This is a genomic window from Pantoea sp. X-Soil-TKNS-1280, from assembly GCF_059730475.1.
The window spans coordinates 255,469-279,906 of sequence record NZ_AP035963.1 but is presented as its reverse complement, the minus strand read 5'-3'; the positions used below and the strand labels follow the sequence as shown (position 1 = coordinate 279,906).

The 24,438-nt window shown below is 55.7% G+C and carries 20 protein-coding genes; 7 read left to right on the top strand and 13 right to left on the bottom strand.

Annotated features, from left to right (window positions below; translation table 11 throughout):
- Positions 1-35: 35 nt before the first annotated feature.
- Both malP and malQ read left to right on the top strand, forming a co-directional pair.
- Entirely contained in the window at positions 36-2,435 is a 2,400-nt protein-coding gene (gene malP, locus AC6I8X_RS21300; RefSeq protein ID WP_497841382.1) for a maltodextrin phosphorylase, read from the top strand.
- Between the two features lie 8 nt (positions 2,436-2,443).
- Positions 2,444-4,465, top strand: a complete 2,022-nt coding sequence (gene malQ, locus AC6I8X_RS21295; protein ID WP_497841381.1) for a 4-alpha-glucanotransferase — start codon at positions 2,444-2,446, stop codon at positions 4,463-4,465.
- A gap of 164 nt (positions 4,466-4,629) precedes the next feature.
- On the opposite strand, the gene malM is transcribed toward malQ, so the two are convergent.
- The 3 genes from malM to malK all read right to left on the bottom strand — a co-directional run bounded on the left by malM (position 4,630) and on the right by malK (position 8,102).
- Complete coding sequence (malM, locus tag AC6I8X_RS21290; protein WP_497841380.1) at positions 4,630-5,553, bottom strand: maltose operon protein MalM; 924 nt, start codon at positions 5,551-5,553, stop codon at positions 4,630-4,632.
- A gap of 95 nt (positions 5,554-5,648) precedes the next feature.
- Positions 5,649-6,950, bottom strand: coding sequence for a maltoporin (locus AC6I8X_RS21285; protein WP_313689106.1), 1,302 nt, complete (start codon positions 6,948-6,950; stop codon positions 5,649-5,651).
- 42 nt (positions 6,951-6,992) lie between these two features.
- Positions 6,993-8,102, bottom strand: coding sequence for a maltose/maltodextrin ABC transporter ATP-binding protein MalK (gene malK / locus AC6I8X_RS21280; RefSeq protein ID WP_313689104.1), 1,110 nt, complete (start codon positions 8,100-8,102; stop codon positions 6,993-6,995).
- Positions 8,103-8,463: 361 nt separating this feature from the next.
- Here malK and malE point away from each other — a divergent pair, with 361 nt between their 5' ends.
- Genes malE through malG form a run of 3 tightly spaced genes read left to right on the top strand, consistent with a single transcriptional unit; the run spans position 8,464 to position 12,152 of the window.
- Complete coding sequence (gene malE / locus AC6I8X_RS21275; protein ID WP_313689686.1) at positions 8,464-9,654, top strand: maltose/maltodextrin ABC transporter substrate-binding protein MalE; 1,191 nt, start codon at positions 8,464-8,466, stop codon at positions 9,652-9,654.
- 59 nt (positions 9,655-9,713) lie between these two features.
- The gene (gene malF / locus AC6I8X_RS21270; RefSeq protein ID WP_497841379.1) at positions 9,714-11,252 is read left to right on the top strand and encodes a maltose ABC transporter permease MalF; all 1,539 of its coding nucleotides are present in this window, start codon (positions 9,714-9,716) and stop codon (positions 11,250-11,252) included.
- A 9-nt stretch (positions 11,253-11,261) separates the two neighbouring features.
- The gene (gene malG / locus AC6I8X_RS21265; protein WP_299449936.1) at positions 11,262-12,152 is read left to right on the top strand and encodes a maltose ABC transporter permease MalG; all 891 of its coding nucleotides are present in this window, start codon (positions 11,262-11,264) and stop codon (positions 12,150-12,152) included.
- Between the two features lie 172 nt (positions 12,153-12,324).
- On the opposite strand, the gene AC6I8X_RS21260 is transcribed toward malG, so the two are convergent.
- The 9 genes from AC6I8X_RS21260 to AC6I8X_RS21220 form a co-directional block, all read right to left on the bottom strand.
- Positions 12,325-13,563: a type II toxin-antitoxin system HipA family toxin gene (locus AC6I8X_RS21260; RefSeq protein ID WP_313689695.1), complete on the bottom strand. Its 1,239-nt coding sequence runs from the start codon at positions 13,561-13,563 to the stop codon at positions 12,325-12,327.
- Positions 13,553-13,804: a helix-turn-helix domain-containing protein gene (locus AC6I8X_RS21255; RefSeq protein WP_497841378.1), complete on the bottom strand. Its 252-nt coding sequence runs from the start codon at positions 13,802-13,804 to the stop codon at positions 13,553-13,555. Before AC6I8X_RS21255 ends, AC6I8X_RS21260 begins: the two co-directional genes overlap by 11 nt.
- Positions 13,805-13,943: 139 nt before the next feature.
- Complete coding sequence (locus AC6I8X_RS21250; protein ID WP_497841377.1) at positions 13,944-15,137, bottom strand: ABC transporter substrate-binding protein; 1,194 nt, start codon at positions 15,135-15,137, stop codon at positions 13,944-13,946.
- A gap of 4 nt (positions 15,138-15,141) precedes the next feature.
- On the bottom strand, positions 15,142-16,164 hold the full coding sequence (locus AC6I8X_RS21245) for a CobW family GTP-binding protein (RefSeq protein ID WP_313687993.1): 1,023 nt from the start codon (positions 16,162-16,164) through the stop codon (positions 15,142-15,144).
- Positions 16,164-16,454 (bottom strand): hypothetical protein, encoded by a 291-nt coding sequence (locus AC6I8X_RS21240; RefSeq protein WP_299451075.1) that lies wholly within the window; start codon positions 16,452-16,454, stop codon positions 16,164-16,166. Before AC6I8X_RS21240 ends, AC6I8X_RS21245 begins: the two co-directional genes overlap by 1 nt.
- Positions 16,455-16,465: 11 nt before the next feature.
- Entirely contained in the window at positions 16,466-17,215 is a 750-nt protein-coding gene (locus AC6I8X_RS21235) for an SDR family NAD(P)-dependent oxidoreductase (RefSeq protein WP_497841376.1), read from the bottom strand.
- Positions 17,216-17,221: 6 nt separating this feature from the next.
- Entirely contained in the window at positions 17,222-17,998 is a 777-nt protein-coding gene (locus tag AC6I8X_RS21230; RefSeq protein WP_313687997.1) for an SDR family NAD(P)-dependent oxidoreductase, read from the bottom strand.
- A 9-nt stretch (positions 17,999-18,007) separates the two neighbouring features.
- A complete protein-coding gene (locus AC6I8X_RS21225) occupies positions 18,008-19,372 on the bottom strand; it encodes an MFS transporter (protein ID WP_497841375.1) in 1,365 nt (454 codons plus the stop codon).
- Between the two features lie 107 nt (positions 19,373-19,479).
- Positions 19,480-20,355 carry a polysaccharide deacetylase family protein gene (locus AC6I8X_RS21220; RefSeq protein ID WP_313688001.1) on the bottom strand — a complete coding sequence of 292 codons (876 nt, stop codon included), beginning with the start codon at positions 20,353-20,355 and terminating at the stop codon, positions 19,480-19,482.
- 311 nt (positions 20,356-20,666) lie between these two features.
- Here AC6I8X_RS21220 and AC6I8X_RS21215 point away from each other — a divergent pair, with 311 nt between their 5' ends.
- Entirely contained in the window at positions 20,667-21,677 is a 1,011-nt protein-coding gene (locus AC6I8X_RS21215) for a GntR family transcriptional regulator (protein WP_084880960.1), read from the top strand.
- Positions 21,678-21,837: 160 nt separating this feature from the next.
- The gene (locus AC6I8X_RS21210; RefSeq protein WP_497841374.1) at positions 21,838-23,181 is read left to right on the top strand and encodes an MFS transporter; all 1,344 of its coding nucleotides are present in this window, start codon (positions 21,838-21,840) and stop codon (positions 23,179-23,181) included.
- A gap of 50 nt (positions 23,182-23,231) precedes the next feature.
- On the opposite strand, the gene AC6I8X_RS21205 is transcribed toward AC6I8X_RS21210, so the two are convergent.
- Positions 23,232-24,380 (bottom strand): DSD1 family PLP-dependent enzyme, encoded by a 1,149-nt coding sequence (locus tag AC6I8X_RS21205; protein WP_497841373.1) that lies wholly within the window; start codon positions 24,378-24,380, stop codon positions 23,232-23,234.
- Positions 24,381-24,438: the final 58 nt, after the last annotated feature.

Below are 24,438 nucleotides of genomic sequence, written 5' to 3'. Positions count from 1 at the left end.
ATATTTTCTCTGGCGACTTACAGGACAAACCCGGTATGACACAGCAATTTGATCACGCTCGTTTTACTCACGCCCTGACACGGCAATGGCAACGTTTTGGCCTGCGCGATGCACGCGACATGACGCAGCAACAATGGTGGCAAGCCCTGAGTGGTGCGCTGGCTGATATGCTGGCGAACCTGCCAGCCCAGCCCGTCAGCACACAACAGCGTCACGTTAACTACATCTCCATGGAGTTTTTGATTGGTCGGCTGACCGGTAACAATTTGCTCAATCTGGGCTGGTATGACGCGGTTAATGACGCGTTGAAACAATGGGATATCTCGCTCAGCACGGTGCTGGAGTGTGAAACCGATCCGGCGCTGGGCAATGGCGGGCTGGGACGTCTGGCGGCATGCTTCCTCGATTCAATGGCAACCGTCGGGCAGCCCGCCACCGGTTATGGCCTGAATTATCAGTACGGCTTGTTCCGCCAGCGCTTTGTCGATGGCAGACAACATGAACAACCGGATGACTGGCAGCGTGACAGCTATCCGTGGTTTAACCATAACGCGGCGCTGACGGTGTCGGTAGCGATCGGAGGAAAAGTCATCAGCGAAAACGGTGTGCCGCGCTGGGAACCGGCTTTTTGTTTGCAGGGTGAAGCCTGGGACCTGCCCGTGGTCGGCTACCAAAACGGGGTGACCCAGCCGCTGCGATTGTGGCAGGCAAAACATGCTGAACCCTTTGATCTTCAACGCTTTAACGACGGTGATTTTTTACGCGCCGAACAGCAGGGCATCACAGCGGAGAAGCTGACGAAGGTGCTCTACCCCAATGACAACCATCAAGCGGGTAAAAAGCTGCGTCTGATGCAGCAATATTTCCAGTGCGCCTGCTCGGTCGCGGATATTCTGCGCCGTCATCATCAGGCCGGACGCGCTATCGCCACGCTGCCTGATTACGAAGTGATTCAGCTCAATGATACCCACCCAACGCTGGCAATTCCCGAGCTGATGCGTCTGCTGCTGGACGAACATCAGTTGAGCTGGGACCAGGCATGGGACATCACCCACCGCACCTTTGCCTACACCAATCATACGCTGATGCCGGAGGCGCTGGAGCGTTGGGATGTGCGTATGGTCCGCGCCCTGCTGCCCCGTCATATGATGATCATCAACACCCTGAATGCACAGTTGAAAAAACAGGTTACCGCCCGCTGGCCGGATGATGAAGCGGTGTGGGCAAAACTGGCACTGGTGCACAGCAACCAGTTACGCATGGCGAATTTGTGCGTGGTCGGAGGCTTTGCGGTGAATGGTGTCGCCGCCATGCATTCACAGCTGGTGGTGGACGATCTCTTCCCTGAATATCACATGCTGTGGCCAGAGAAGTTCCATAACGTCACCAACGGCGTAACGCCGCGCCGCTGGATTAACCAATGCAACCCGGCGCTGGCGACGCTTATCAGCGCTACCCTGCGCCAGCCGTGGATCAACCATCTTGATGCGTTGCAGGATTTAGCCCCGTTTGCCGATAATGCAGAATTCCGCGCCCGCTACCGCGCCATCAAACAACGTAATAAAACCCAATTGACGCGCTGGATCGGCGAACGCACCGGCATCGTCATCAACCCGGAGGCGATGTTTGATGTGCAGATCAAACGCCTGCACGAATATAAACGGCAGCATCTGACCTTGCTGCACATCATTGCCCTGTGGCAAACCCTGGTGAGCGATCCGCAGGCCAATCTCACTCCGCGCGTGGTGCTGTTTGCCGCCAAAGCTGCACCCGGTTATGTGCTGGCGAAGAACATCATCTATGCCATCAACAAAGTAGCGCATACCGTCAATAACGACCCACGGGTGGGAGACCGTCTCAAGGTGGTCTTCATTCCTGACTACAACATTTCGGTGGCTGAACGGCTGATTCCGGCAGCGGATCTGTCGGAGCAAATATCTACCGCCGGGAAAGAAGCGTCCGGCACCGGCAATATGAAACTGGCACTGAACGGTGCGCTGACCATTGGCACGCTCGACGGCGCGAACGTGGAAATTGCGCAACAGGTTGGCAGCGAAAATATCTTTATCTTTGGTCACACGGTTGAGCAGGTCAACGCGTTGAAAACCGAAGGCTACGCGCCTGCGGTCTGGCGCAAAAAAGATCCGCAGCTCGACAAAGTGTTGACTGCGCTGGAAGACGGCACCTTTAGCGATGGCGATACACACGCGTTTGACGATCTGCTGCACAGCCTCGGCCCGCAGGGCGGCGACCCTTATCTGGTACTGGCAGACTTTCGCCACTACCTGAAAGCGCAGGAACAGGTGGAGGCGCTGTGGGCCGACGAGGAAGCCTGGACCCGCGCTGCGATCCTCAATACGGCGCGCTGTGGCATGTTCAGTTCCGATCGTTCCATCCGCGACTACCAGCAACGTATCTGGCAGGCGGCACGCTGAGGAACGCTATGAAACCGCAAAACCTTATCGCCCTGGATTACATCGATGCCCACGGCCAGTCACAAACCATCTCCAGCCTGACCCGCCAGCGTTTGCTGGCGGTACTCAAACCGCTTTCCCTCACATTGTCGCCCCTGCCGCCAGTGAAGATATTTCGTCACGGCGAGCCGCTACTGTTATCTCCCGGCTGCGACACCCCAGCACAGTGGCAATTACAAAGTGAGAATGGGCAGCTATGGACCGGGCAATGTGCCACCAATCAGCCCTTGCTGCTGCCATCTTTGCCAGAAGGCTATCACCAGTTGCGTTTAAACGTGGGAGAAGCCAGCTGGTGTTGCCCGATTATCGTGACACCGTCACGTTGCTATGAACCTGAGGCGTTGCTCAATGGTGAATCGCTGTGGGGCTGCTGTGTACAGCTTTATACCCTGAAGTCTAAAAGTAACTGGGGCATTGGCGATTTTGGCGACCTCAAGAAGATGTTGCGCGAGGTCGGCGAGCGCGGCGGGTCTTTTATTGGGCTGAATCCGCTGCATGCCCTGTTTCCGGCCATACCAGAAAGTGCCAGTCCTTACAGCCCTTCTTCACGTCGCTGGCTCAACATTATCTATATCGATGTCCCCTCGGTGCCGGATTTTATTCAAAGCCGGGAAGCACAAGTCTGGTGGCATTCAGACCAGACACAGCAGGCATTACAATTGGCACGCGCGGCAGCATGGGTTGACTATCGTGCCGTCACCACATTGAAACTGACGGCTTTGCGTCTGGCATGGCGACAGTTCCGGCAACGTACGGTAACCGATCCTGACGTGAAAGCCTTCGAGGCATTTGTCACAGCCGGAGGAGAAAGCCTGTGGCATCAGGGTGTCTATGATGCGTTGCATGCTGAGCAAATGGCGCAGGATGGCACTCACTATGGCTGGCAACAATGGCCTGAGGCATATCAGCATCCCGACAATGCAGCAGTACGTGCCTTCACCATCGAACACAGCAACGAGGTACACTTTTACCTCTGGCTGCAATGGCTGGCTGAGAGCCAGTTTGCCGCATGCTGGCAACTTTGCCAGCAGCAACAGATGCCAATAGGGCTGTATCGGGATCTGGCGGTGGGAGTGGCTCAGGGCGGCGCAGAAACCTGGAGCGACCGTGAGCTGTATTGTTTGCAGGCCAGCGTCGGCGCGCCTCCGGACATACTCGGTCCGCTGGGTCAGAACTGGGGATTGCCGCCGATGGACCCGCAGGTCATGCAGGAACGTGCCTATGAGCCGTGGATCGCCCTGCTGCGGGCTAATATGCATCACTGCGGGGCATTGCGTATTGACCATGTGATGGCGCTGTTGCGTCTGTGGTGGATCCCACAGGATGGTAGCGCGGCGCAGGGTGCCTATGTCCAGTACCCTATCGATGATCTGCTGGCGATCCTCGCACTGGAAAGCCAGCGCCATCGTTGCATGGTGATCGGAGAGGATCTGGGAACGGTGCCCGCCGCCATTGTCGGGAAATTGCGCGACGCCGGGGTTTATTCTTACAAGGTGCTGTTTTTCGAGCAAACGTCAAAGAATGCGTTCCGCCCGCCGCAGCAATGGATGCGTCAGGCGATGGCAGTCGCCACCACGCATGATATGCCTACGTTGCGCGGCTGGTGGCAAAGTGACGATCTGACGTCTGGCAGCCAACTGGGGCTGTATCCCGACAAAGTGATTCTGGCTGGTTTGCATCAGGACCGCCTGGCAGCGAAACAGGCCTTGCTGCGTACCCTGCAACAGGCTGGCTATCTGCCAGCAGGCAAACATCCTGTCACGATGAGTAAAACGTTAAACCAGGCGATGCATCGTTTTCTCGCTGATAGCAATAGCGCGCTGCTGGGGTTACAGCCGGAAGACTGGCTGGATATGGCTTCCCCGGTGAATGTTCCGGGCACCACCGATCAATACCCCAACTGGCGGCGCAAGCTGCGCGTCACACTGGAAGCGTTATTCAGCGATCCGCATATCAACGCCCTGCTGGCAGATATTGACCAACGACGTTAACTGCATGACCTCGCGCGATAAATCGCGCCGCTACGACCCGGTGCGAGGTTCAGTAGCGGCGCAATTTATTGCGCAATGCCGTGAACGGTGCTGGAAAATCCCAGACATAAAAAAGGTGCGCCGTAGCGCACCAGGTGGGGCAACTCAGCATTGCCGGGGTTGCATCACCCCTTGCCTTTAACACTGCTGATAAAAGTGGGCCGTGCGGTGGTTGATCCCAGACGTTCGGCCTCATCAAGCAGCTTAAGTGCCTTATCGATATTGCCCTGTTTCACTGCCTGCTGGATGCGCTGGTTAAAGTAACTCTCGGTATCATCCATGATCGGTTCATGTTTTACCGTTGGCTGTGGCGCGGCGACGACCGGAGCCGGTGCGGCGGGTTGGGTGCTGCCAATCGTCACCGGAGCAGAGCCAGAGGATCCAAACAGCGGCCCGACAAGAATCGACGATCCTGCATTGGTTTTCACCTTCACTTTCAGCTCGCCCTCACGGCTATGTTGGGCAACAGGATCCGGGATATCCGGAATAGCGTTGCTGGTGCCTTTGGCATAAGCCTTGGCCGGATCCAGTAGCGTGGTGGTTTGCGTCAGATCTTTTTCGGTGGTGAACACCAGCAAATAGATCTTCTGCTGTCCTGGCACCGGCGTCAGTTTCATCACCCCTTCCAGTCGATCGGGGGTCATTACGCCCGGCTCCTGATAAGTAAAAAACTGGCTCGGAAACCAGGCCGCGGGACGCAGGTTTTCATCCAGCACCAAAACGTTTGGCGCAAACACCTGGTTATTCTTCACTTCGCTGCTTAACGTCACCGTCAGTTCACCAATACTGGCAGGCAGACTGTAGGCTGCAATCGCTCCGGTTACGCCGGGAGCCGTTAACTGTGGATGGGTGTCAGTCAGGCGGGTGATCTGGTTGCGGGAGGCATCCAGCGGCGTCCAGCTCAATTGTTGCAGACTGCCTGCCGGGAAAGTGGGAGCCGCCGAGATATCCTGCGGCACCAGGGTGATTTCAGCCTGTGCTGGCACGGTGCTACCCACCAGCAGCGCAGCACCTAGGCAAAGTGCGGTAAATGTTTTTGTCATTTTCATGGTATTGACCTTAACGGGGTGTCAGGCAGCGGCGTAAACCAGGCAATGGCCGCCGCTGCCGAAGAGACATTATTCAGAGGTGATGCAGGATCGGCTTACCACCAGATCTCCATCTGTGCACCAAACGTCCACTCGTCGTTGTTACCACGACTGTTGGTTAAGATGCCGTTACCGGTGCTATCAGCAGAGGCAAAGGAGGTCAGGTCACCGGAGGAATCTTTGGTGTAGCCCCATTTCTCATCCCATTTGGCGTAAGTGGCGAACAGACGCAGCGCCGGGCGTGACCAGATGCTGTCGCCAGCCTGCCATTGCTGAGCAAGGGTGATTTTGTACTGGCCGTTGCGCTCTTTCGCCTGCTGAGATTTGACGTTGTCGTAGCCGACTTCCAGCAGGGTGCTCATAATCGGCGTCCATTTGTACATCGGGCGCACACCAACGGTGTACCACTCGGTACCACGATCATTGTCGAGGTCGATATTCTGATACATGGCGACGTACATCAGGTCCCAGTCATCTGCCAGCGAGATCGCTCCGTGGTCAAGGATGCGGTACATGTTGCCGTTGTTATTGATGCTGGTGCCTTGCGGAACGCCTTTGCCCTGTGAAGTCATGGCATCAGTGGCATATTGCAGTACAAACTTGTTGTAGCCTTTCAGCATACTCTGCGTGTGTTCGGCGGTGAACATCCAGCCATCTCTGGATGCACCGTTTTCCAGATGGTAACCATCACGTTCGTTGGCACGACCGTAATCGACACCCAGTTCCAGCACCCCGTTCGGGTTGGTTTGCAGGCCAGCAAGACGCACATCGAATACATCGTTGGCGGTGGCAGTGGCGTAATCACGAGTCTGATCGCTGGAGAAGGCGTAAGAACCGCCTGATTCAGATGAACGGGTCGCCGCGAAAGAAAGTTTACCGAAACCGAGGTCCACATCTTCCAAACCGGCACCAGGTCCCGAGATATCCCAGTAGTAGAAGTCGATCATATGCACGTCATGGCGCTGATAGAAGCGTTTACCTGCCCACATGGTGGCGCCTGGCAGGGCATCAATCAGGTTTTTACCTTTGACGTTGGCTTCACGAAAAGCCGGGGAAGTCGCTTCCCAGTCGTTCTGCTGAGAAACCGAGTAAGCCACGTTCGTATCGAAGTAGAAGCTTTTATCGCCCTCCTTCCACACTTCCTGGCCCAGTTTCAGTTCAGCATAGGTTTCGCATTCGTTTCCCAGACGGTATTTGCTTTGCGCACCGGTTGCCTGAAAACATTGCTGTTCGCCGCCACTGCCGGTCCAGCCGATGCCGGAACGGGCATAGCCGGTAAAATCGACTGCCATAGACGGGGCTGAAAGCGTACCCGCCGCGATGGCAACCGCGAGGGGAAGTTTGCGCAGAGTTAACATGTTTTATCTCCTGAGGTCATTGCTTTTCTTGTTTTTACGGGGCTAAACACCAGGCTCCTGATGCAACCTGCGACAAGCGCTCCCGTCCTCACGGAACAGGTGACAACGCTCAGGCGGCAGACCAATGCCCATCAGGGCGCCCTCTTCTACCAGCACTACGTCCTCCTGGCGGTAGACCAGGTTCTGACGAATGGCGGGAATTTGGATGTGAATTTGCGTTTCAAAACCCAGTTGCTCGACCACCTGCACCTCTCCTTCGAGGGTGACATCGGCGATCTCACTGGAAATCAGATGTTCGGGACGGATGCCTAATGACATGTTGCTGCCCACCTGCACGCCTGCGCTGTCCACCGGCAGCCACACCAGTTGATCGTTAGGCAGACGCACTTGCACCTGCTCAATGGCGGTGGCGGTCACTTTGACGGGCAGGAAATTCATCTTCGGGGAGCCGATAAAACCGGCAACAAAGCGGTTAGCAGGATAGTGATAAAGTTCGAGTGGCTTGCCTACCTGCGCCACGCGCCCGGCATCCAGCACCACGATCTTATCGGCCAGCGTCATCGCTTCGATTTGGTCGTGCGTGACGTAAATCATGGTACGTTTCAGGCGCTTATGCAGACGGGAAATCTCAATACGCATCTGCACACGTAACGCCGCGTCCAGGTTGGAGAGCGGTTCATCCAGCAAAAACACCCGCGGTTCCGCCACCAGCGTACGGCCAATCGCCACGCGCTGCCGCTGCCCACCGGAAAGCGCTTTCGGACGGCGATCCAGCAGGTGCGCCAATTGCAACACCTCCGCGACCTGGTTCACTCGCTGCGCGATTTCCGCTTTTTTCACTCCGGCCAGTTTCAGGCCGAAAGACATGTTCTCCGCCACGGAAAGATGGGGATAGAGCGCATAGGACTGGAACACCATCCCAACGCCGCGTTCGGCGGGAGGTACTTCATTCATCCGTTGATCGCCAATGCACAATTCGCCACGGGTGATGGTTTCCAGCCCGGCAATCATGCGCAGCAACGTGGATTTCCCACAGCCTGATGGGCCGACAAACACCACAAACTCCCCTTCGCCGATCTCCAGGTTGATATCTTTCGATACCTCGGTATCACCCCAGGCTTTGGTGACATTGCGTAACGTGACGCTCGCCATGATGCTTATTCCTCTCAACGTGCTAATCCTTGTCCACGAAACGGCGGACAGACCCCGGCGACCACTATGGGCATCGGCGTAGCAGGCAACATCCTCCGCAACGGGCTGATTTATGGGGGAGGAGTTGGGAGGAGGAGGTCAGGTGGACAAACCGTCCAGAAGCGGAAGGCAGACGATTTTTGTGACCGGCAAGACAAACCGGAACTGACAGTTTTGTGCGCCAGACCATGATAACCGCCCTGTTTTGCAACGCAGATCACAGCAAGCGGCAGGCAGGCGTAGAGCACAGGAGGATGAAAAGTTAACGGAGACAAACAGAATGAAACGACAAGATTACCGTTTCTGCTAACAGGATGGAGTTATGACGATGAATACCGGTGCACGAATTCTGGCCTTATCCGCCCTTACCGCCGTGCTCTTTTCGGCCTCGGCGATGGCGAAGATCGAAGAAGGAAAACTGGTCATCTGGATCAACGGCGATAAAGGCTATAACGGCCTGGCTGAAGTCGGCAAAAAGTTTGAACAGGAAACCGGCATTAAGGTGACCGTCGAACATCCCGACAAGATGGAAGAGAAATATCCGCAGGTGGCAGCAACCGGCGATGGTCCGGACATCATCTTCTGGGCGCACGATCGCTTTGGTGGTTATGCCGAATCAGGACTGCTGGCGGAGATTAGCCCGGACAAGAATTTCCAGGAGAAGATTTTTCCGTTTACCTGGGACGCGGTGCGCTTTAACGGCAAGCTGATTGGTTATCCGATCTCGGTTGAGGCCCTGTCGCTGATTTATAACAAAGACCTGTTGCCAGAACCGCCGAAAACCTGGGAAGAGATCGCCGCACTCGACCAGAAAATGCGCAAGCAGGGTAAAAGCGCCATCATGTTCAACTTGCAGGAACCCTACTTCACCTGGCCGCTGCTGGCCGCAGGGGGTGCCTATGCCTTTAAATACGCTGATGGTCACTACAACGTGAAGGACGTGGGGGTGGATAATGCCGGTGCCAAAGCCGGGATGCAGTTCCTGGTGGATCAGGTGAAAGCCAAGACCCTGAATGCCGATACCGATTATTCCATTGCCGAAGCCGCATTTAATAAAGGCCAGACCGCCATGACCATTAACGGTCCCTGGGCGTGGAGCAATATCGATAAAAGCGGCATCAATTACGGCATCACGCTGCTGCCAACGCTGAAGGGCAAACCGTCGAAAGCTTTTGTCGGCGTACTGAGCGCCGGTATTAACGCCGCCAGCCCGAACAAAGAACTGGCGAAGGAGTTTCTGGAAAACTACCTGCTGACCGACGCCGGTCTGGGTGCGGTGAATAAAGATAAGCCATTGGGTGCCGTCGCCCTCAAATCCTTCCAGCAACAGCTGGAGAAAGACCCGCGTATCGCCGCCACCATGAGCAACGCCCAGAACGGCGACATTATGCCTAACATCCCGCAAATGGCGGCCTTCTGGTATGCCATGCGTACTGCGACCCTCAACGCCCTGAGCGGTCGCCAGACCGTAGACGCCGCGTTAAAAGACGCCAAAGCACGTCTGACCAAGTAATTCCCACTACCAGAGCCGGAATGATCCGGCTCGTCACGGCTGTTAAGGAAAACCGAATCATGTCAGGAAAACCGCAATCGGGATGGCAAAGCGCAGTGCTGAAGAGCCTTCTCGTCGGGATCTGCTGTCTGCTGGTCGGCTATCTTCTGGTGCTGATGTATGCCCAGGGTGAGTACCTGTTTGCGCTGGTCACGTTGATTATCAGCGCGGTCGGCATCTGGATTTATGCCAATCGCCGCGCCTATGCATGGCGCTATGTGTACCCCGGTATTGCCGGGATGGCGCTGTTTGTGTTGTTCCCGCTGGCCTGTACCGTCGCCATTGCCTTCACCAACTACAGCAGCACCAATCAGCTGACGCTGGAACGGGCGCAGCAGGTGTTGCTCAGCCGAGAGTACCAGGATGGCGCGGGGTTAAATTTCTCGCTGTTTTCGGCGGGTGCACGCTGGCAACTGGTGTTAACCGATGGGGAGAGCGGGCAGACTTTTGTCTCAGCGCCCTTCTCCTTTGGTGGTGAGCAGTCGCTTAAACTGACCAGCGCCCCTGCGCCTGGCGGTGAACGCGCGACGCTCAGGATCATCACCACCAACCGCCAGGCGTTGAGCCAGATTCATGCCGAACTGCCTGATGGTCGTCAGCTGGTGATGAGTTCTTTACGCCAGTTTTCCGGCACCCGCCCGCTTTATCAGTTGAATAACGATGGGTCACTGAAAAATCAGCAAAGTGGCGAGCTTTACCGGGCAAACGGTACCAGTGGCTTTTATCAGACCCGCAATGCCGATGGCAGCTGGGGTAGTGAAAAACTCAGTCCAGGCTTTACGGTGAATACCGGCTGGAAAAACTTTATCCGTGTCTTTACTGACGCCGGGATTCAGAAGCCGTTTCTGGCGATCTTCGGCTGGACGCTGATCTTTTCGCTACTGACGGTAGTCCTGACGGTGGCAGTGGGCATGGTGCTGGCTTGCCTGGTGCAGTGGGAGGCACTGAAAGGCAAAGCCATCTATCGCGTGCTGTTGATTCTGCCCTACGCGGTGCCCGCGTTTATCTCGATCCTGATCTTCAAAGGATTGTTTAACCAGAGCTTTGGCGAGATCAATGTGATGCTCAAGGCGCTGTTCGGCCTGCAACCGGCATGGTTCAGCGATCCTTTGCTGGCACGATCGATGCTGGTGATCGTTAACACCTGGCTGGGCTACCCCTACATGATGATTTTGTGCATGGGGTTACTGAAAGCGATCCCGGATGATCTTTATGAGGCCTCCGCGATGGACGGTGCCGGACCATTGCAGAACTTCTTTCTCATCACCCTGCCGCTGCTGCTGAAGCCATTGATGCCACTGATGATCGCCAGCTTTGCCTTTAATTTTAATAACTTTGTGCTGGTACAGCTGCTGACCAATGGCGGCCCGGATCGGATTGGCACCACCACCCCGGCGGGCTACACCGACCTGCTGGTGAATTACACCTGGCGCATCGCTTTTGAAGGCGGCGGCGGTCAGGACTTTGGTCTGGCAGCGGCGATTGCCACCCTGATCTTCCTGCTGGTGGGTGCGCTGGCGGTGATCAACCTGAAAGCTGTGCGGATGAAATTCGACTAAGGAGACGTTATGGCTATGGTGCAACCCAAATCGCAGAAGCTGCGCCTGTTGCTGACGCATCTGCTGCTGCTGATCTTTATCGCGGCGATACTTTTCCCGTTGATGATGGTGCTGGCAATCTCACTGCGTGCCGGTAACTTCGCCACCGGCAGCCTGATTCCGGATCAGGTATCGTGGGAACACTGGCGGCTGGCGCTCGGTTTTAGCATTACCCATGCGGATGGCAGCGTGACGCCACCGCCCTTTCCGGTGCTGTTGTGGTTGTGGAACTCGATAAAAATTGCGGCAATCAGCGCGCTCGGCATCGTGACGCTCTCCACCACCTGCGCTTATGCGTTTGCGCGCATGCGCTTTGCCGGACGCGCCAGCCTGCTGAAAGCGATGCTGATTTTCCAGATGTTCCCGGCAGTGCTGTCGCTGGTCGCGCTGTACGCGTTGTTTGATCGGTTGGGTCAGTATCTGCCGTTTATTGGTCTGAATACCCACGGCGGCGTGATCTTTGCTTACCTCGGTGGCATTGCGCTGCATGTCTGGACCATTAAAGGCTATTTCGAGACCATCGACGGCTCGCTGGAGGAAGCGGCAGCACTGGACGGTGCAACGCCGTGGCAGGCTTTCCGGCTGGTGTTATTACCGCTGTCCGTGCCGATTCTGGCGGTGGTTTTTATCCTCGCCTTTATCGCGGCGGTTACCGAGGTGCCGGTTGCCTCGCTGCTGCTGCGCGATGTTAACAGCTACACGCTGGCGGTCGGCATGCAGCAATACCTCAACCCACAGAACTACCTGTGGGGTGACTTTGCCGCAGCAGCGGTGCTTTCTGCCATCCCGATTACGCTGGTGTTCCTGCTGGCTCAGCGCTGGCTGGTCAGCGGTCTCACGGCGGGAGGCGTCAAAGGATAAATCTTCATCATTGCGTTGCCACTGCTTCCTCAATGTTCACTGCCATTGAGGGTTTTCGGCGGCCTACGGGCCGCCCCTTTTCGTTTATGATTTCATGTGTCTATATAGTCACATTTTGACGATTTAAAATACATTGTGATTATATGATTACATTGGCACTGGCTGTTGATCGTCACTTCAACAATGAATCGGTTTTACGTTTTTTCGGTCTTTTCACATCAGTGGTCATAAAGAGATTGCTGGTTGCCCCGCTACGGGTCAGTGACTGGCCGATGGCGCTGCGCAATGCTGGAAAGTCTGCAAACAGCTGCTGATTTTTCAGCTGATCACTGATCACATCGGCAAATTCCTCCAGGACGCTGGCCGGGTTGATGATTTTAAGTTCGCGACCAAATTTAATCAGGCTGTCACGATCGGGGAATTGTTTACTCTTGTTCAGCTTTAACGCTAACTCATTATCATTGGTGGGATAAATCTGCGTGTTAACGACATCATATAACGGCGAGAGATGTGGCGAAGCGTTACCCTCGCCGCGATAAACCAGCGCGAAGTTTTTCAGGTGAGCATCTCCATTCCCGACCATGCAGCTAAACAATACATAGCGCCAGTAAAGTTCGACCTGTGACTGATCGCGGGTGAACAGGCTGACAATCTTTGCCCCGGTCTCATACGAGCCAGTGTATTTATGGTCTGAGTTCCTGCCTGACAGGACGCAAAAATCCTCCATAGCCAGCCGCTTATCACCGGCAATATCAAAGCGTTCCATGATAAAAAGCTCTTTATTGTCGGAAAGCCAAAAATTGGCAACCGGTAAGCCGCAGGCTTTTGCCAGCGACATACAGATAAACTCGTTTTCTGCCAGCCGAGGAAATTCCTCATCACCGGTTTTGGCGATCAGATTGGGATAGAGCAAGGTTCCGCGGTTTTCGGTACTGATCATCACCTTGGGTTGCACGCCGGAAATGGTGGTTTGCAGCAAATACTTATTCAGCAGATATTGAAAGGCACTTTCCTTGTGATCCCAATGCAGCAAATCTTCCAGCTTCTCTGGTGCGGGTCGTGGCAAATCGATATCGCTGACATAAGAAAGCGCGCCGATTCCCGTATCCTGCTGTAACGCAAGAAATAACATATCGGAGATGTTACCGACATAACGACGCAACCGCTCGGCGATGTGATAACGCACATACCCTTCAGGGATATTCATCTCAAAGATAGTAAACAGGCGGCTGGCGTTATAGCTGATGCGGTGATCGGGCTGCATGGTCAGCGAGACGCACCGACTGGAGGCAGAGGAATACGTGAAGTTGTAGCTACCGTGTTCAAACAGTAACCGACCACTGTATTCACCACCGTTATACACTTCAATCTGGCGAATCGGTCGGGACAGCTGTTGCAAATTAGTCGTCATCAAATAACGCTCCCAGATCTTCCAGCTGGGGTAAGCCTGCTGCCTGCACCGTCAGCGTCAAATCGATGGCGGTCAGGTAGAGAGTCAGGGCTTTTAGCGAACCGGTATAGGCTCCATTCTCGATTTTGGACACCACGGTACGCTGGATACCCGCCCGCGCGGCCACATCCTGTTGTGTCCACCCTTTAGCTTTACGTCGTTCCCGACATTGCGATCCAATCGCTTTCATACCCGGCAGCATAGGCACTCCGTTTGTATCTATATAATGACAAACCAGGATTTTACATCACTTTGTGGTTATATAAATACAAAAAGGGACTGAAAAAATCAATGCAGCATCGAAATGCTGCATTATCTGGAAATGTGCCAGTCGCCAGAAATTACGAACGCAAAAAATCCTGCCAGCGACGCGTCAGATAATTATGCTCATCCATCACCGAGTTCCACACGGCGATATGGCTCATCCGCTGTTCATAACTGCCGCCATCGCGGCTTTCTCCCTGCGGAATCAGCGGAGCACCCCAGGCGTCATACAACATTTCTGCGGCGGGCTTACCGCCATACCAGAAATCCCACTCGGCCGCAGAGAGATGCGCCTTGCTGCGCTGTGGATTGGAGATGTAATACCCCTGACGCGCCATCACCGCCCCCGGCCAGCCGGATTGCCACCAGTTAAGATACGCGTAAGCGGCATCTTTAATTCTGCCGGTGGCGCAACGAGACAAAGACATGCCGCCATACCAGGCGCGATAGCCTTCGCGCGGATGCGCCATTTTATAGCCACGCTGATGGAAATGATGACGAAAGTAGATCGGTGCCCACAGGCTTTGTACTTCCACCTGGCGGTTCTCAATTAAATCGCACGCCTGCTCCTGGCTGGCCCAGAACGCTGCAAAATGGCCCTGGCGATTCAGACGCGTCAGTTCCTGGGCGAGGGTATCAATTTCTTCCAGTGTCAGATTGCCGGTGTTGGCGAAACGCGCCAGTCCAGCCCCCTGCATCGCCAGCGCGGCATCCAGCCCACCCATGGCGGCATCTTCCTGCAACGCCACCTGGCCGGTAAGTGCCGGATGCAATAACCAGCTCCAGCTCTCTTCCTCTTCGCGCAATGCGGTGGGCAGACGATCGACGTGATAAGCAAAGCTATCGGCGTTATGCGTCAGCGGCAGCATACTGATACGGTCGCTCGGCTGGCTGCCGAGATGCAACTCACGCTGCACATACAAACGCTGTGATGGCACGCTGCCATCTGCCAGTACGCCATCATTTTGCAGGGTGCCGGTCTTGGCCAGCGCATTGACTTCGTCCCAGTACGTCAGCCGTTTAATCTCCAGCGGCTGGATGGCATGTGCTGGCCAGACGAAATCGATATTGTGGAACCATTGATCGTAGAGATCGTAACTTTCGGGATGCATGACGGCGATTCGCTGCGCATCTTCCACGCTACGCAACATATATTCGATTTTAATGCCGAGATCCTGTTCCGCGCGCACGCGCAGCATCTCCAGCAACGTGACGGAGGTTCCGAGCACGCGTAAGGTCAGCTGGTCATTGACCACTGCCGCAGAATTCATACCGTTATGGCTCCTCAAAGGCCCGCAGGGTGCGACTGAACGCCTGTTGCAGACGATCGGCCTCCAGACCACGCAAAATAAATACCAGTTTTGAACTCTCCAGTTCACCGGGCCAATCAGCCAGATGCACCGGCGGATGCAGCGTATGCTGCACGCCATGAATCACAATGGGCGCGCTGCTGTCGCTCACGCGTAAAATGCCTTTCATGCGCAACACCGTACGGCCATGGCAATGTAATAGCATTGACAGCCAGATAGCAAACGCTGGCCAGTTTATCGTCTGGTGCAGGGTGATCACGCAGGTTTGCGTAACCGGATGTGAAGTGCTGTGCGCAACCGGGGTTAACGTGACGTTGTCACTGGCACAAGCACCCAGCCAGCGGAAGCGTTGCTGCCGTGACCCGCTGGTGACTGCCTGGCTAAACAGGCTGAACGGATCGCGCAGTGCCTCTTCGGTATCGTTCAGTTGTGCCAGTGGGTTGAGCTGACGTAGCCAGGCCAGCATGTCTGTACGTGCCTCTTTCGTTACCCTGTCACCTTTACTCAGCAACAACTTATCTGCCGCGCTGACCTGAGCCAGCCACTCGGGCTGGGTATCAGCCTGCAGGGTCGCGTGTTCCGCATCCACCAGCGTGACCAGTGTCCCCTGGGTGAAATGATGTTGCAGCTGGCGATCATGCAGCAGCGTTGACAAAATCGGTGACGGATCGGCCAGCCCGGTGGTTTCCAGAATCACCTGTTTGAACGGCGGGAGCTGCCCGCGCGCGCGACGTTCATAGAGATCGAGCAGCGCGGTTTTGAGTTCACCGCGAATCTGGCAGCAGACACAGCCACTGGGCAGCAGCACCGTATCGGGCGCAACTTCATTCAGCAAATGATGATCAATGCCCACCTCACCAAACTCATTCACCAGCAGCGCAATATCATTCAGATTCTGCTGCGCCAGCCAGCCTTTCAGCAGCGTGGTTTTGCCACTGCCGAGAAAACCGCTCAGTACATGCAGGGGTAACTTCTCTTCGTATTGCATCAGCCCTCCAGCGCCGCCAGCCAGTTTTCATCGAGTGGATCAATGGGCCGCCGCATCATCTTTTCCGCTTCTTTCCACAACACATCCAGCGAGTTCACCAGCGTTTGCTGACCGGTCGGGCTGGCCAGCAGCCAGCTGTTGTGAAACTCCGTCAGAGATAACCGCCAGGGTTTAAGCGCACGATTGAGCAGCGCCAATTGTTGCAGGCGTAGCTGGCGGGCGGGCAGATCCTGCCGCAGTGGATCGCTCCACTGCGGCCCGTTATCAAGCAGACCGCAGACTCCACACATTATTGCCTCCGTTACGGCATCACATCGCCGGAATTCGGTCCCAGCGTCTGGCCGACAAACAAATTGCCGCCCGGCTCACTTGCCAACAGCAAGGCCACCGGTGCCACCTCTTCCGCCCGGCCAAAACGCCCCAGCGGCAGCTCTGCCGCCTTCGCCTGTTTCCACGCCTGATTGATGCCATCAATTAACGGGGTTTCAATCGGGCCAGGCGCGATGGCGTTGACCAGCACGTTATCGGCGGAAACCTCCAGCGCCAGAGATTTAGTAAAACCGATCACCCCCGCTTTAGCTGCGGCGTAATGACACAATTCAGCGCCGCCTTTAATGCCCAGCTGCGAAGCGATATTGATCACCCGCCCCCAGCGCTGGGCCAGCATCGCTGGTAGCGCGCGCTGCGTAGCTAAAAATACGCTGCGCAAATCGACAGCCATCATCTCTTCCCACATTGCCAGCGTGATCGCCGTACAACGTGCCTGGGTCAGCATACCGGCGTTATTCACCAGCACGTCAATACCGTCAAAGCGCGCAATACAATCGTCCACGCCCGCGGTGGCTCCGGCGATCTCACCGACATCCGCCACCACGCCATGGCAATCGGCACCGAGTTGCTGGCAGTGCGCCACCCTCAGCGCGAGTTTGTCGCTGTCGCGATCGGTCAGTACCAGCCGCGCACCTTCGCGCGCAAACAGCTCAGCAATGGCTGCACCAATGCCGCTGGCGGCACCGGTAATCACACAGCGTTTATTTTGCAGTTGCATCACGGCTCCTTAGTCCGGCCAACGCACAGTCAGCCCACCATCCACAATCAGGCTTTGCCCGGTGAGATAGCTGCTCTCTTCACTGGTCAGAAACGCGATCACTTTGGCGATTTCTGCCGGGCGGCCCACACGCCCCAGCGGGATAGCACCGGCAGCTTTTGCCAGCCCTTCCGGACCCAGTGAATTCTGCTTATCCAGCGACTGGGGCGTTTCAATCAATCCCGGAATGATGGCATTGCAACGTACGCCGCGTGGAGCCAGCTCCACCGCCAGCGATCGGCAAATGCCTGGCACCGCAGCTTTCGCGGCAGCGTAGTGGGCATGGTCCTGCCAGCCGTAGACGCCCCCCGCAATGGAGGAAACGGCTACCAGGCTGGCTCCGGCGCGCAGATGGGGAGTGGCGGCGCGGAAGCAGCGCATCACACCGGTCAGATCGACATTGAGCATGTCGTCCCAGCGTGCATCACTCATCTCTTCAATGGGCGCACGGCGCAAAATACCTGCATTCGCCACCATATAATCGAGGCGGCCAAAATGCTCAACCCCCTGCGCGATGAAGGCATCTACCGACGCGGTCGCGGCGACATCCAGCGGTAGCCAGATAGCATCGCCTCCGGCAGCTTCCACCTGCGCCGCAGCGACGGCCGGATCGTGTGGATCGGCGGGATAGTAACCGGCGATCACCCGAATCCCGCGTTGTGCATACAGCGTTGCCAGCGCCAGGCCAATCCCGCTGGCGGCGCCGCTGATCGCGGCGACCGGTTGAGTTGAAACAGAATCCTGCATGGTTATTCCTTAAACTGAGGTCACAGCGGCGCGTGAGCCTGCACGCTGATGCGCGGTAGTCCGCGCGAAGAACATGATGATGCCGGAGATGAAGCACGGAACAGCACCGAACCACAGCGCAGCATCCTGCCAGTGGCCGCCGCTGCTCAGTACGCTGGTGGTGCCGACGCCAGCGATAATCGCGCCGACCGGCCCCATCGCACCAATCAACGCTCCGGCGGTGGCGCGGATGGCGGTCGGGAAGCTTTCACTGATAAAGAACAGCGCCGCCGCGTAAGGACCGATCAGGAAAAACAGGCCAATGCTGTAGAGAGCGACGATAGTGGCGAAGTTGTCCGGGCAGTAAAGCATGGCAGCAAAGGAGACACCGCCCAGCATCCAGCCTACTGCGATGGTGTTGCGACGGCCGAAGCGATCACCAAGCCAGCCATGTACCAGATAGCCACAGTAACCGACGAGGTTGGACAGGATCAGAATCAGCAGGGAATTGTTAAACGAGACTTCGTGGGTTTTGGTAATAACGGTGGTACCCAGTACGCTGAAAATCTGAATGGCAAACCAGTTGATCAGCACCGCACCGCCCAGCACCAGGGTGGCACGCAGTGAAGGGCCACGAAACGCCGCAGCCATACCCGCACTGTGCTGTTCTTCATAAGAAACCTGATAATCCGCCGCCACCTGACGCGCATCGCTATCGTGGCCTGCGGCACGCAACTGCTGGATTTTTTTCTGTACCTGGAATTGCGGGGTTTCTTTCAGCTTCAGCGCCAGTACGGCAATCACCAGTGACGGCAACGCGGCGAAGATAAAACTACCTTGCCAACCGATGACGGGCATCAGAATCGCGGTCAGGGCTGAAGCGACAAGCGCCCCCACCGGCCAGCCACCCTGCACCAGGCTATAAACGAACCCTTTGCGTTTGTTGAGTTTTGGATCGTCCAGCGCGGTATACAACTCGGAGAGATAGGTCGCGTTGACGGTTTGCTCGGCATAGCCCAACCCGGCGACAGAGCGAATCGCAGTCAGTGCGCCTTTACCCCAGGCACCACCCACCGCCGTCAGCAGCGAGCAGAGCGCCGCACCGCCAACGGTCACCACAATCCCCATGCGACGACCGAGGCGATCCACCAGCGGACCAATCGCCAGCGCGATCACCGCGCCGCCAACGGCCACCCAGGTGGCGATTTCCGCCTGCTCGACCTCGCTCCAGCCAAAATGGCCACCGATTTCCGGCAGCAACGTGCCGAACAGGATGAAATCATAAACAGCAAAAACCCAGGCAAAAAAAGCAATCCAGGTGGCAAATTTTACATCCCTGATGGTCAACTGCTGCGGCTGCCAGCCATTTACGGAGATTTTTTTAAAGATGCTCATAACGCTATCACTCTGTCAGGGGGAGAAGTTCGTAGCGGCGCGATTTATCGCGCAGCAGCGGGAAAATCTGCGCGATAAATCGCGCCGCTACGGGTCTGTGCTACTGCTTAGCGCGGTCGGCGCTGTTTGAAGTCATCGGCGATTTCGTCAAAAGTCACGAAACGCACGCCTTCATGGCTGCGGATGTACTGAATCAGACGCTCCAGCATCAACAACACCTGCGGACGACCGGATACATCGGGATGGATAGTCATGGTAAAGACGGCGTAGTCGTTTTCGCGGTAGACCCAGTCAAACTGGTCACGCCACATCTCTTCCAGATGGCGTGGATTGACGAAGCCGTGGCTGTTGGGGGATTTTTTGATAAACATCATTGGCGGCAGATCGTCGAGATACCAGTTGGCAGGGATCTCCACCAGATCAGTTTCTGTGCCACGCTCCAGCGGCTTCATCCAGGCATCGGGATGCTGGCTGTAGTCAATTTTGGTCCAGCGATCCCCGACGCGAACGTAGTAAGGATGAAAATCGTTATGCATCAGGCTGTGGTCATACTTGATCCCTTTCTTCAGCAGTAACTCATTGGTGACATTGCTGAATTCCCACCAGGGCGCAACATAACCGGTAGGACGTTTACCCGCCAGTTGAGTGACCAGTTCGATGCTGCGATCCAGCACCGCTTCTTCCTGCGCCGGTGTCATGGCGATGGGGTTTTCATGGCTGTAACCGTGAATACCGATTTCGTGTCCGGCATCCACCACAGCTTTCATCTGTTCCGGGAAGGTTTCAATGGAATGCCCTGGAATAAACCAGGTGGTACGCAGGTTTTGCTCGGCAAACATCTTCAGCAAACGTGGTGCGCCCACTTCACCGGCAAACAGCCCGCGTGAAATATCATCCGGCGAATCTTCCCCGCCGTACGAACCGAGCCAGCCTGCAACGGCATCAACATCCACACCAAATGCGCAAAGGATTTCTTTGGCCATATCTGCAACTCCATAAATGTACATTTAAATAAATATCCATTTAGTATTTGCAATAGGGATGCCAGGATCTTTAGGACGGAGGGGAGGCAGTATGATGATTGAAAATTAATATAATTTAATCAATGGTTTGAATAATCTGTATAATGATAAATGCTGTGGTAGTGACGTTTTTGAGATGACATTTTAAAGATGTACATTTGTAGTTATGATCCATTATTGTGCGAGTTGCACCAGAACTGTGCCTCCGCGCTCGCGGCTTTGCAGCCCGTCAGGATGTGATAATGTAGCGCGATGAAAACAGGACCGATGAAATGACAATGCGGACAAAAAGCTCCCCGGCAGCGACAGAAGAAACCGCCTCTGCGCGCTATGAAGTTATTCGCCAGCTTTTATATACCGTGCTGAAGCAGAAACGCGTGCCGCAAGGTCTGGTATTACTGGAAGGCCCGCTGGCGCAGCTGTTTGGCACCAGCCGCGTGCCGGTTCGCCGTGCACTGAGTTTGTTACATGATGAGGGGCTGATTGCCCGTTTCGAAGGCCGTGGCTTTATTGTGGCGAAGGAAGCGCAGGAAGTGGAACCGCTGCGCATCGCCCTGACGCGCGAATTACTTGGGCTGGATGAGCAGGAAGCGCTGGTGGATACCCGCAGTACCGGGGAGAAAGTGCTGGAGAACCTCCAGGTAGTGCTTTCCACCGCTATGGTGTTTGGTTGTTATCAGGTGGATGAGCAGCAAGCGGCGCAGCATTACAACATCAGCCGCGCGGTGATCCGCGAAAGCCTGATGCGTCTGCGTGATAAGGGCCTGGTGGAAAAAGAGCCCTATTCCCAGTGGCTGACCGGTCCGCTGACCGCGCGTGAAATTGCCGACCATTTTGAAATTCGCGCCAGCCTTGAACCTACGGCGTTACGCAAAGCAGGCCGTCATCTGGCGGTGGATTGGCTGACGGCATCACTGGAAAAAGCGCAGAAATTCAAAGGCAAACAATTGACAGCCGCCGAGCTGGAATTGCTGGAGGAAGATCTGCACGTGCGTTGCCTCGAACCGGCAGGCAATAAACTGATGATGCAGATTCTGCGACAGAATCAATCCCCCTTTATTGTCACCCGTATCTTTTATGACTTGCTCGCCATCCCGGTGGAAACCGCGATGCTGGAGGAGCACAGCCTGGTGTACGAAATGTTGCTGAAAGGCAACTGGGAGCTGGCCGCGGCTTGTCTGCGCGACCATCTCGAACGTGCGCAGGTTCGTACCCTGCAACGCCTGAAAGTTCTCTCGGTGCTGCCGGTCCCTGCTCTTCCGTCATTTATGGAGCGTCGTTGAAAATATCCATTTTTGTTGGTCCAATAGCGCAATAAATTGTGCCACTACAACCTGGTGCGATATTGGGCTGTTTTTTACTTAAGATGTGATCGTTTTCTCATCAGACCGCATAACTATTCTTGTATGGTAGTAGGACAAAACTCACCTGCAGGTAATAATTATGTCTTCCTCTGCTGTAACTTCGACCCAGGCTTCTCAGACAACAGATACCTCATTAATTAAACGGGTTGCCGGGGCATCAGCCATAGGCACTGCGGCGGAATATTACGATTTCTTCGCTTACGGTACTGCTGCGGTACTGTTTTTCGGCCATCTGTTTTTCCCCAGCCACGATCCCCTCGTCAGTACCCTCGCCGCTTTCGCCACTTATGCGGTAGGTTTTCTGGCGCGTCCGATTGGCGGCATCGTGTTTGGTCATATCGGCGATAAAGTTGGTCGTAAAAAAGCGCTGGTGGCGACTATTCTGATCGTCGGCCTGGGGACGTTCTGTATCGGGCTGCTGCCAACCTACGAAAAAATTGGTCTGTGGGCACCAGCGTTGCTGATTCTGATTCGTCTGTTGCAGGGATTTGGCGTGGGTGGTGAACAGGCCGGGGCCGTATTGATGACGGCGGAATATTCACAATCTTCGCGCCGGGGTTTCTTTGCCAGCTGGGTGCAGATTGGCGCACCAGTCGGCTTTCTGCTGCCGCTGGCGTTGTTTGCCATCCTTAACGCTGCGTTATCTGCCGATCAGATGATGGCCTGGGGCTGGCGCGTACCTTTCCTGTTAAGCGCGCTGCTGGTGATTGTTGGCTTGTTTATTCGCCTGCGTATTGATGAATCGCCGGTCTTTGCCGCCATTCGTGCCACTAAAGCAGCCGAGTCACGCCCACTGAAAGAAGTGATTCAGGGAAATCCGCGCCTGGTGATCAACGGCGTGGCGGCCAAATTGATCGAAGCCTGCGCTTTTGCCCTGTTCACGGTGATCATCCTCGCATGGGGTAAAGCCAACCAGATCGATGCCGGTATCCTGATGAATAGCATGATCGTTGCGGTGATTCTGGAAGTGTTCTCGATCCCGCTGATGGGCGCGTTGTCCGATAAAATCGGCCGCAAACCGGTGTATATGATTGGTGCGTTGCTCATCGTGTTATCTATCGTGCCGTTCTTCCTCGCTCTGTCACAAAACAGCTACTGGCTGACGCAAATCGCCATGATTGTGGCGCTGACGCTGGGCCATAGCATGTGTTACGCCCCGCAGGCCTCCTGGTTCCCGGAACTGTTTCCCACCCATATTCGCTGTAGCGGCATCGCGGTGATCTGGCAGGTCGGTTCTTTGATCGGCAGCGGCGTGCTGGGACTGGTGGCGGTGAAGATTCTGCAGGCAACCGGTGGACACTGGTATGGTCTGGCGATTTATGTGGCGGTACTGGGCGTGATTTCCGTGATTGGCCTGCTGCGACTGCCGGAAACCGCACCAGGTCGGCGCAACGCAGAATATCAGGAGTGGCAGCAACATTGATGTTGTCAGGGCGGCACTGCAGGCACCGCCATCGTGACAACGTCACATAATCACCAACCGATAATACGCGACCAGCTTAACGGCTGGTCATTTTCCGCCTGTAACACCTGATATTGCTGATGCATAGCGGCAGTGGCACAGGCGTGATTCGGCAAAATACGCACGCGAGAACCCACCGGGAAGTCCTGCACGCTCAGGCTTCCCTCTGCGGGTAAAGCGATGATACCGTGTTCCTGATTGGTGGTGCTGAGACAGACATCTAACGGGTTTCCCTGCATATCACACACCAGCCCGTAACCATAATCCACCGGGCCCGCTGCGGTGCCACGATCGCGCGACATCGCCATCCAACCGGCATCGACAAAGACCCAGTTTTTCTCAGCGTTGTGACCAATCACCGTGCTCACCACCGACAGGGCAATGTCCTGCTTTTGGCAGACACCGACGTTATGCATAACCAAATCAAAAGTGGTAAACACACCGGCGCGCACTTCGCTGATGCCCTCAAGTTCTTCAGCGTAATGCGCAGTGGGCGTTGCGCCGACGCTGAGAATCGGACAGGCAATGCCCGTCTCGCGAACCCGACGCGCGGCGAGGCGAATGGCGTCGCACTCATTACGCGCAGCCGCACGAATCGCCTCTTCACTGCGACAGTTGTAAGATTCACCGGCATGGGCCAGCAGTCCACGCACCACCGCGCCCTTGCCTTCCAGCTGCTGTGCTATCTGCAACAACTCCTCGCTCTCTGGAGGAATGCCACCACGGTGCCCATCGCAGTCGATTTCGATAAAAACTGAAAAAATAACGTCATGCTGGTGGGCGAACTCCGTCACCGCCTGCGCCTGTTCGGGCGTATCCAGCAGGATATGCAGATCCACGCCCTGCTGCATCAGGCGCGCCACGCGCGGCAGTTTATGCGGCGCGATACCAACCGCATACAGCAGATTGCGATACCCCGCCGCCGCAAAACCCTCAGCTTCTGCCAGGGTGGATACCGTTGCCGGATGTTCATGATCTTTCAGGAGATAAGATGCGGCAGCCACCGAGCGCAGCGTTTTCAGATGCGGGCGGACTACGCTGCCAAGGTTGGTGACACGCTGATATAACCGATCAATATTGCGCTGATAACGCGCTTCGTCGATCAGTAAAAAAGGCGTTTCAAGTTGATGAAGCCAGTCGGGGGTCAATTTCACGGACATCTCCTGCGGAATGAGTACGCTGAAGCAACCAGGTCAAGCGCCTGGCCCTGAAATGACA

What these genes read in the sequence shown, in the direction of transcription:
- malP (WP_497841382.1), top strand. Translation starts at nt 36, where the DNA reads ATGACACAGCAATTTGATCACGCTCGTTTTACTCACGCCCTGACACGG.
- malQ (WP_497841381.1), top strand. Translation starts at nt 2,444, where the DNA reads ATGAAACCGCAAAACCTTATCGCCCTGGATTACATCGATGCCCACGGC.
- malM (WP_497841380.1), bottom strand. Translation starts at nt 5,553, where the DNA reads ATGAAAATGACAAAAACATTTACCGCACTTTGCCTAGGTGCTGCGCTG.
- AC6I8X_RS21285 (WP_313689106.1), bottom strand. Translation starts at nt 6,950, where the DNA reads ATGTTAACTCTGCGCAAACTTCCCCTCGCGGTTGCCATCGCGGCGGGT.
- malK (WP_313689104.1), bottom strand. Translation starts at nt 8,102, where the DNA reads ATGGCGAGCGTCACGTTACGCAATGTCACCAAAGCCTGGGGTGATACC.
- malE (WP_313689686.1), top strand. Translation starts at nt 8,464, where the DNA reads ATGACGATGAATACCGGTGCACGAATTCTGGCCTTATCCGCCCTTACC.
- malF (WP_497841379.1), top strand. Translation starts at nt 9,714, where the DNA reads ATGTCAGGAAAACCGCAATCGGGATGGCAAAGCGCAGTGCTGAAGAGC.
- malG (WP_299449936.1), top strand. Translation starts at nt 11,262, where the DNA reads ATGGCTATGGTGCAACCCAAATCGCAGAAGCTGCGCCTGTTGCTGACG.
- AC6I8X_RS21260 (WP_313689695.1), bottom strand. Translation starts at nt 13,563, where the DNA reads ATGACGACTAATTTGCAACAGCTGTCCCGACCGATTCGCCAGATTGAA.
- AC6I8X_RS21255 (WP_497841378.1), bottom strand. Translation starts at nt 13,804, where the DNA reads ATGCTGCCGGGTATGAAAGCGATTGGATCGCAATGTCGGGAACGACGT.
- AC6I8X_RS21250 (WP_497841377.1), bottom strand. Translation starts at nt 15,137, where the DNA reads ATGAATTCTGCGGCAGTGGTCAATGACCAGCTGACCTTACGCGTGCTC.
- AC6I8X_RS21245 (WP_313687993.1), bottom strand. Translation starts at nt 16,164, where the DNA reads ATGCAATACGAAGAGAAGTTACCCCTGCATGTACTGAGCGGTTTTCTC.
- AC6I8X_RS21240 (WP_299451075.1), bottom strand. Translation starts at nt 16,454, where the DNA reads ATGTGTGGAGTCTGCGGTCTGCTTGATAACGGGCCGCAGTGGAGCGAT.
- AC6I8X_RS21230 (WP_313687997.1), bottom strand. Translation starts at nt 17,998, where the DNA reads ATGCAGGATTCTGTTTCAACTCAACCGGTCGCCGCGATCAGCGGCGCC.
- AC6I8X_RS21225 (WP_497841375.1), bottom strand. Translation starts at nt 19,372, where the DNA reads ATGAGCATCTTTAAAAAAATCTCCGTAAATGGCTGGCAGCCGCAGCAG.
- AC6I8X_RS21220 (WP_313688001.1), bottom strand. Translation starts at nt 20,355, where the DNA reads ATGGCCAAAGAAATCCTTTGCGCATTTGGTGTGGATGTTGATGCCGTT.
- AC6I8X_RS21215 (WP_084880960.1), top strand. Translation starts at nt 20,667, where the DNA reads ATGACAATGCGGACAAAAAGCTCCCCGGCAGCGACAGAAGAAACCGCC.
- AC6I8X_RS21210 (WP_497841374.1), top strand. Translation starts at nt 21,838, where the DNA reads ATGTCTTCCTCTGCTGTAACTTCGACCCAGGCTTCTCAGACAACAGAT.
- AC6I8X_RS21205 (WP_497841373.1), bottom strand. Translation starts at nt 24,380, where the DNA reads ATGTCCGTGAAATTGACCCCCGACTGGCTTCATCAACTTGAAACGCCT.